A 7,416-nucleotide genomic window follows, 5' to 3' on the forward strand; every position below is an offset into this window, starting at 1 on the left:
TCGCGGAGGGTCCCGCAGGGTCAGCGCGCGAACGCCTTGTTCGGCACGACGCTCGCCGACGCCCGCGCCACCGGGCGCCCGTCCGCGTCGTCCACCGACGCCGTGGAGAACAGGCGGGTGTTGCCGGGGTGGACGCACGTCCCGGTGACCGTGTAGGTCTCGTCCGCGCGGACGGCGCGCAGGTAGTCGACGTTCAGGTTCAGCGTCAGCATGGGGACGAAGCGCTCCCCGGTGCTGGCCGCCGCGAGGCAGACCGCGTTGTCGAGGATCATCGCGATGTACCCGCCGTGGACGGTGCCGCCCGGGTTGCAGAGGATCTCGGACGGCGTCCAGGAGATGTCCACCCGGCCGGGCACGGCGCCCGTGAGCACCTGCCCGATGTGCCGGTTGACGTCGGAGATCTCCGGGAACCGCCCGTCCGCCATCGCCTGGAGCAGCTCGGCGCCCGACAGCGTGTCCCACAGCTCGGCGGCCCGCCGGTGGGCCTGCGGCCCCGCCTCGACGCTCACGTCCGTCCCCCTTGATCGGCACTCGCCCCGAATGCTATTCGGAGATGGGCTCCGCGGCGCTGTGCCCTTCGTCACGGGCGATCGCGGCTATCGTCGGGGCCATGGGAGACGGCGACGGCTGGGCCGGGTGCGACCTCGGGCACACCCACTGGGGACGGTTCGGGGCGGCCGGGCTCCTCGCCTACCACCGCGATCCGGACGGGCAGGCGTGGATCCTGCTCCAGCAGCGCGCGTGGTGGGGGATCGGCGGCGGCACGTGGGGCATGTTCGGCGGCGCCCTGCACAGCCACGAGGACCCCGTCGCGGGCGCGCTCAGGGAGACCACCGAGGAGTGCACGCTCGACACCGGCCTCGTGACCGTGCACGGCACGAGCGTCGAGGACCACGGCGGCTGGACGTTCACGTCCGTGCTGGGGTCGCTCGCCGAGCGGCCGCAGGTCCGCGCGGCGTCGCGGGAGACGCGCCGCGCCGAGTGGGTGCGCGCCGAGGAGGTCACCGACCGCAAGCTGTTCGCGCCGTTCGCGCGGTCGTGGCCGCGGCTGCGGGACGCGATGAAGGGCCTCGTCCTCGTCGTGGACGCGGCGAACGTCGTCGGCGCCCGCGCCGACGGCTGGTGGAAGGACCGGGCGGGCGCGAACGCGCGGCTTCGCGACGACCTCAAGGCGCTGGGCGCGGGGGTCGCCGGGGTGCCGGGCGGGCTCGTCCCGTTCGACCGCTGCTTCCCCGAGGTCGTGCTCGTCGTGGAGGGCGCGGCGCGGGGCGTCGCGGACGAGCCCGCGAACGGGGTGCGGGTGGTGGCGGCGCCGGGCAGCGGCGACGACCGGATCGTCGACCTCGTGAGCGGGGCCGGGCCGGACGCCGCGCACCTGGTCGTGACGGCCGACCGGGAGCTGCGGGCGCGCTGCGAGGCGGCGGGCGCCGCCGTCGTCGGCCCGCGCTGGCTCCTCGACCGCCTCTAGGCCCCGGTCTCGGCTAGGCGCCGGTCTCGACGCGGTGGCCCGCGTCGCGGAGCGCCGCCGTCGCGTCCTTCAGCCGGTGCTCGGGGACGAGTACCAGGTCGGCCGCGTAGGTGGACGCGACGAACACCGAGATCCCGGCGTCGGCGAGCGGCCCGACGAGCGCGGCGAGCATCCCGGTCGCGTTCAGGCTGTGGGCGCCGTCGCCGTAGAAGCCGACCCAGCGCTCCGTCTCGGCGAACGGCGACGCCTCGCGCACGACCGTGAGCCCTTCGGGGGCGCGCACGAGCGCGATCCAGTCGTCGTCCTCGGGGAAGGTCGCGTTCGGGAAGTGGTCCACGGTGAACTGGCCGGGAACGATGTGCAGGCGCTGCGCGACGGTCATCGCGCCACCTTATTCGTCCGGCGATTCCGGGACGAGCCAGACGGCGCCGAGCGGCGGGACGCGCAGCGTCGTGGACGCGGGCAGCCCGTGCCAGGGCTCCTCCACCGCCTCCACGCGGCCGAGGTTCCCGACGCCGCTGCCGCCGTACTCGTAGGAGTCGGTGTTGACGACCTCGCGCCAGCCGCCCGCGCGCGGGAGGCCGAGCCGGTAGTCCTCGTGCGGATTGCCGGCGAAGTTGACGACGCACGCGACGACCGGCGGCTCGCCTTTACCGGGCGTCCCGTAGCGCAGGTAGGAAAGGGTGTTGCCGCCCGCGTCGTTGCCGTCGATCCAGCGGAATCCCTCGTGGTCGCTGTCGCGCGTCCACAGCGCCGGGTGGGCGCGGTAGGCGCCGTTCAGGTCGCGGACGAGCTTCTGCATTCCGAGATGGTGCGCGCCCTCGGAGGCGTTCTCCAGCAGCCACCAGTCGAGCGGGCGCTCCTCCGCCCATTCGGCGCCCTGCCCGAACTCCTGCCCCATGAACAGCAGCTGCTTGCCGGGGTGCGACCACATGTAGGCGAGCAGGGCGCGCAGCCCGGCGAACTGCTGCCAGGCGTCGCCCGGCATCTTGCTGAGCAGCGACCCCTTCCCGTGGACGACCTCGTCATGCGACAGCGGCAGGACGTAGTTCTCCGAGAACGCGTACACGAGCGAGAACGTGATCTCGTTGTGGTGGTAATGGCGGAACACGGGCTCGTGGCGCAGATACTCCAGCGTGTCGTGCATCCATCCCATGTTCCATTTGAAGCCGAAGCCGAGGCCGCCCAGATGGGTCGGACGCGACACGCCGGGCCAGGCCGTCGACTCCTCCGCGATCGTCATGACGCCCGGATTCCGCTTGTAGACCGTCGCGTTCATCTCCTGGAGGAAGGAGATGGCCTCAAGGTTCTCGCGGCCGCCGTAGATGTTCGGCGCCCATTCGCCCTCGTTGCGGGAGTAGTCGAGGTACAGCATCGACGCGACCGCGTCGACGCGGAGCCCGTCGATGTGGAATTCCTCAAGCCAGTACGAGGCGTTGGCGACCAGGAAGTTGCGGACCTCCGCGCGGCCGTAGTTGAAGACGAGCGTCCCCCAGTCGGGGTGCTCGCCGCGCGTCGGGTCGTCGTGCTCGTAGAGGGCGGTCCCGTCGAAGCGGGCCAGCGCCCATTCGTCCTTCGGGAAATGGGCGGGGACCCAGTCCATGATGACGCCGATTCCCGCCTGGTGGAGTCGGTCGATGAGGTGCCGGAAGTCGTCGGGGTCGCCGAAACGCGAGGTCGGCGCGTAGTACGACGTCACCTGGTAGCCCCAGGACGGGCCGTAGGGATGTTCGGTGACCGGTAGCAGTTCCACGTGCGTGAAACCCATGTCGCGCACGTACTCGGTCAGTTCGTCGGCCAGTTCCCGGTAGCCGAGCCCGGGACGCCACGACCCCAGATGGACCTCGTACACGCTCATCGGCTCGTGCAGCCAGTCGTGCTCTTTCCGGCCGTCCATCCATTCCCCGTCGCCCCATTCGTAGGACGAGGTGAAGACGCGCGACGCGGTGGCCGGAGGCTGCTCGGTCCAGCGCGCCATCGGATCGGCCTTCGCGCGCCACACGCCGTCCGCGCCGAGGATCTCGTACTTGTAGCGCGTCCCGTCGCCGACGCCCGGGACGAACAGCTCCCAGATGCCGGACGACCCGAGCGACCGCATCGGATGGGCCCGCCCGTCCCAGTGGTTGAAGTCGCCCACGACCCGCACCCCGCGCGCCGTCGGCGCCCACACGGCGAAGCTCGTGCCCGTCACCGTCCCGAACGCGGACGCGTACTCGCGGACGTGCGAGCCGAGCGCCCGCCACAGTTCCTCGTGCCGCCCCTCGCCGATCAGATGCAGGTCGAGTTCGCCGAGCGTCGGAAGGTGGCGGTAGGGGTCGTCCTGGATGGTCTCGGCGCCGTCCCCGTAGGCGACCGCGAGCCGGTAGTCGGGGACGGCGAGCGGCGCCTTTCCGGCGTCGTCCCCGGAGAGGGACGCGTCGGCGGGCAGCGTCCCGGTGAAGAGTCCTTCGTGGAAATGGCGCAGCGGATGCCTGTCGCCGTTCGGCAGCACCGCCTCGACCCGTTCGGCGAGCGGGCGCAGCGCCCGGACCGTCACGCCGTCCCGGCCGGGGTGCGCCCCGAGCACTCCGTGCGGGTCGTGGTGGTCGCCGCCCACCAGCCGGTCGATCTCCGCGCGCGTGACCCGTGCCATGACCTGGGGGCCTCCCGTCCGACCTGAGTTTTACCCGAGTAGAGGTGCCCGCAGATCGGTCGGTCTCACGTCTTCGCCGGACCTGTTTCCGGGAGCTTGGCGGATTCCGGGGACGGGCGGCTTCGGGGAGGGGCGGCTTCGGGGACGGGCGGCGCGGCGGCGTGGTGCGGCCGCACGGATGGCACGACTCTTCGTCGTGGGGTCGCGCCGGTTGCGCCACCCGTGCGGCCACGTCAGCCTGGCCCCAGCGGTGACATCGACCACACCGCCGCGGGCTCCATTCCTGTGTCACCTCAGAGACACAGGTACCTGCCGTACCGGGGGACGCTCCGGCCCGGCCCGCCCCCGCCGCGGACCGGGCCGGGCCGTTCCCCATGGCCCGCGTCACCCCTCCCCGGGCTCCCGCCGGGTCTGGTCGAGCAGCAGCCGGCGGAGCCCGGCCGAGTCGTCCGCGGCCACCGTCATCGCGTATCCCGCCTGGAGTTGCGCGTCGCTGAGGTCGCCGCTGCGGGTCGCGTACCAGCGTCCCGCGTCGCTGCGCCAGACCTGCCAGCCGGGGAACTCCTCCTCGATGGCCGCCTTCAGATCCTCGAAGTCGCCCATCAAGGTCGTCCTTTCCCCGAGGCCGCTCTTCTGTATACAAAAGTCTTACTCGGTCCTAGAGGTGTCAAGCTGTCCGTAAGCGGACCGTGCCCCCGTGGATAGCGCGTGGAAGGTATGGATCGATGGGAGGGCGTGCCGAGGATCGAACGCAGCGTCGAACACCGTGTGGGAGATCACCGTGTCGGATACTGCGTCGAACGCCGGGTCGAGCGGCGACCGGCCGGCGCGCCCGGGAGAAGGGGAGGTGACGCCGGTGCCGGACCGTCCCGCCTACCTGCGCATCGCCGACACGCTGCGCGACGGGATCCGGGACGGCAGCCTCCCGCCGGGGACCCGGCTGCCGACCATCGCCGACCTGTGCGCCGAGCACGGCGTCTCGGAGATCGTCGTCCGGCAGGCCGTCGCGCTGCTGCGCGGCGAGGGCCTCGTCGAGACCCGCCGCGGCGGCGGCACCCTGGTCAGGGTCGTCCCCCCGGCGCGCCGGGTCGCGATGGACCGCTACCGCGCGGTGACGCGGCCGCTCGCCGTCCCGGAGACGACCTTCACCCGCGACCAGCGGATCAGCTGGGAGGAGTACCGGCTCGACCGGGAGTTCACGCGGGTGCGCGCGGACCCCGAGCTCGGCGGGCTGTTCGAGCTGCCCGCGGGCACCGAGCTGCTGCGCCGCCGGTTCGTCTTCCACGCGCGCGGCGAGCCGCAGCAGATCTCCGTCAACTACCTGCCGTGGGAGCTCGTCGGCGGCACGCCCGTGGCCGACCCGGCGCGCGAGCCGTGGCCCGGCGGGACGCTCGCGCAGCTCGCCTACCTCGGCCGTCCGCCCACGCGGGTGGAGGAGGCGGTCCGCTCCCGTATGCCGACGCCGGAGGAGGCGGAGACGCTGCGGATGACGCGCGGCGTGCCCGTCCTCGCCATCACCCGCCGCCTGTTCTCGCGCGCGGACGTCATGGAGGTCTGCCGCGACATCGTGCTGCCCGCCGACCGGGTCGTCCTCGACTACTCGATCGACCTGTAGCGGGCCGCCCGTCCGCGCCGGGGCCGGTCAGCCCGCGAGGTGGGCGAGGGACCGCAGCGGGACGGGCAGCCACGACGGCCTGTTCCGCGCCTCGTAGCGGATTTCATACACCGCCTTGTCGAGCTCGAACGCCCGCAGCAGCGCCTCGTGCTCCGCCGGGTCGGGCCCGCCCGCCGCCGCGTAGCCCGCGCAGAACGCGGCCCGGTTCCGCGCCGCCCACGCGCGGGCGCGCAGCTCCAGCGTCTCGGCCGCGTCCGGCGGGACGTCGCCGTCCCGCGCGAGCAGGAAGCGGGCCGCGTACTCGAAGGAGCGGAGCATCCCGGCGACGTCGCGCAGCGGGTGCGCGGGCGCGCGGCGCTCGGCGGGCGGGCGCGCGGGCTCGCCCTCGAAGTCGAGGACCGTCCAGCCGGTGTCGGTCCGCATGACCTGGCCGAGGTGGTAGTCGCCGTGGACGCGCTGGTAGGTGAGCGGCTCCGGCTGCGCCGCGAGCCGGTCGAACACCTCGCGGATCGCGTGCGCGTACGGCCGCAGCTCCGGGACGACCGCGCCGACCTCGTCGAGCTGCCGGTGCATGCCGAACACGGCGTCCCGCACCCGCGCCGCCGGGGTCTGCGACACGCCGAACGCGGCGGCGAGGTCGCGGTGCACGGCGGCGGTCGCCGCGCCGAGCCGCTCCGCCTCGGCCGCGAAGTCGCCGCCCGCGGCGCCCGCCCCTGCCGTGGTCGGCGCCGCCGTGGCCGGCTGCGCGAACCAGTCGCGGACGCTGGTCAGCGCGAGCTGCCAGCCGTCGGTCGCGCTGCGCAGGAACTCCGAGAGCAGCGCGAGCGTGGCGGGGTCGTCCCCGGGGGCGTCCGGCTCCAGCTCGACCCACCCGTGCACGACCGGCACGTGCTCGCAGCCCTGGCGGGACAGCGCGAGGTTGACCTCCAGGTCGGGGTTGACGCCGGGGGAGAGGCGGCGGAACAGCTTGAGGATGTAGGCGTCGCCGAAGACCAGCGACGTGTTGCTCTGCTCGGCCGTGGTGGGGACGCCGTCGAGGTCCGTCCGCAGGCCGGTGCCCGGCGCGCGGCGGAACCGCACCGGCCCGGCGGCGGTCTCGTCCGCGAGGTGGGCGAGCAGCGGGCGGGTCAGCTCCGTGTCGTGCGCGGCGTCGTAGACGTGGCCGTCGAAGCCGTGGTCGCCCGCGAGGCGCCCGATCAGGGCGGGACGCAGCCGGTCCGGCAGGTCGCTCCGGACGCCGAGGAGCAGCTGGTAGCGCTCGGTGGCGCCGTCCTGCCGGACGTCGAGGATCAGGTGGTGGAGGGCGGGGTCGCCGGGCCGCAGTTCCGTCGCGGTGCCGATGGCGAGGTCGTCGATGGGGCCGTCCTTGCCGCCGAACCACCGCTGCGCGGGCAGCCAGCCGGCGAGCAGCCGGACGAGGGAGCGGTCGGGCGGCGGCACGGTCATCTCACTCTTCTCCCGGCTCGTGTCCGGCGGGCGGCGGCGGCAGGAGGAACCAGTAGAAGCCGTGCCCGGGGAGCGTCAGCAGATACGGCAGGTCGCCGATGGGCGGGAATTGGACGCCGCCCATGCATTCGATGGGCGCGGAGTCCCGGAACCTTCTGAGGTCGAGTTCGACGGGCTGCGGGAAACGGGAAAGGTTGTTCACGCACAGAACGGTGTCCATGCCGCCCCACTGATTGGCCTCCCCGCCGTTTATCT

At 73.3% G+C, this 7,416-nt stretch carries 8 protein-coding genes; 2 read left to right on the top strand and 6 right to left on the bottom strand.

Annotation, left to right across the window (positions count from 1 at the left end):
- Positions 1-20: 20 nt before the first annotated feature.
- Positions 21-509: a PaaI family thioesterase gene (locus ACH01S_RS30145; RefSeq protein WP_067899164.1), complete on the bottom strand. Its 489-nt coding sequence runs from the start codon at positions 507-509 to the stop codon at positions 21-23.
- A gap of 101 nt (positions 510-610) precedes the next feature.
- Here ACH01S_RS30145 and ACH01S_RS30150 point away from each other — a divergent pair, with 101 nt between their 5' ends.
- Positions 611-1,468, top strand: a complete 858-nt coding sequence (locus tag ACH01S_RS30150) for an NUDIX domain-containing protein (protein ID WP_067899167.1) — start codon at positions 611-613, stop codon at positions 1,466-1,468.
- Between the two features lie 13 nt (positions 1,469-1,481).
- Here the strand turns inward: ACH01S_RS30150 and ACH01S_RS30155 are convergent, their stop codons facing one another.
- The 3 genes from ACH01S_RS30155 to ACH01S_RS30165 all read right to left on the bottom strand — a co-directional run bounded on the left by ACH01S_RS30155 (position 1,482) and on the right by ACH01S_RS30165 (position 4,703).
- Positions 1,482-1,850 (bottom strand): ACT domain-containing protein, encoded by a 369-nt coding sequence (locus ACH01S_RS30155; RefSeq protein WP_067899170.1) that lies wholly within the window; start codon positions 1,848-1,850, stop codon positions 1,482-1,484.
- Between the two features lie 9 nt (positions 1,851-1,859).
- Positions 1,860-4,100 carry a 1,4-alpha-glucan branching protein GlgB gene (gene glgB / locus ACH01S_RS30160; protein WP_067899173.1) on the bottom strand — a complete coding sequence of 747 codons (2,241 nt, stop codon included), beginning with the start codon at positions 4,098-4,100 and terminating at the stop codon, positions 1,860-1,862.
- Between the two features lie 384 nt (positions 4,101-4,484).
- Positions 4,485-4,703: a hypothetical protein gene (locus ACH01S_RS30165; protein ID WP_067899176.1), complete on the bottom strand. Its 219-nt coding sequence runs from the start codon at positions 4,701-4,703 to the stop codon at positions 4,485-4,487.
- 244 nt (positions 4,704-4,947) lie between these two features.
- On the opposite strand from ACH01S_RS30165, the gene ACH01S_RS30170 reads away from it, so the two are divergent.
- Positions 4,948-5,715, top strand: a complete 768-nt coding sequence (locus ACH01S_RS30170; RefSeq protein WP_246236667.1) for a GntR family transcriptional regulator — start codon at positions 4,948-4,950, stop codon at positions 5,713-5,715.
- A 27-nt stretch (positions 5,716-5,742) separates the two neighbouring features.
- Here the strand turns inward: ACH01S_RS30170 and ACH01S_RS30175 are convergent, their stop codons facing one another.
- Positions 5,743-7,161 carry a maltokinase N-terminal cap-like domain-containing protein gene (locus ACH01S_RS30175; protein WP_067899180.1) on the bottom strand — a complete coding sequence of 473 codons (1,419 nt, stop codon included), beginning with the start codon at positions 7,159-7,161 and terminating at the stop codon, positions 5,743-5,745.
- A 1-nt stretch (position 7,162) separates the two neighbouring features.
- Positions 7,163-7,416, bottom strand: a 254-nt coding sequence (locus ACH01S_RS30180) for an alpha-glucosidase C-terminal domain-containing protein (protein WP_174564921.1), incomplete at its 5' end; no start/stop codon positions are given.

Source organism: Actinomadura chibensis NBRC 106107 (assembly GCF_001552135.1).
In the GTDB taxonomy this organism is placed as follows: Bacteria; Actinomycetota; Actinomycetes; order Streptosporangiales; family Streptosporangiaceae; genus Spirillospora; species Spirillospora chibensis.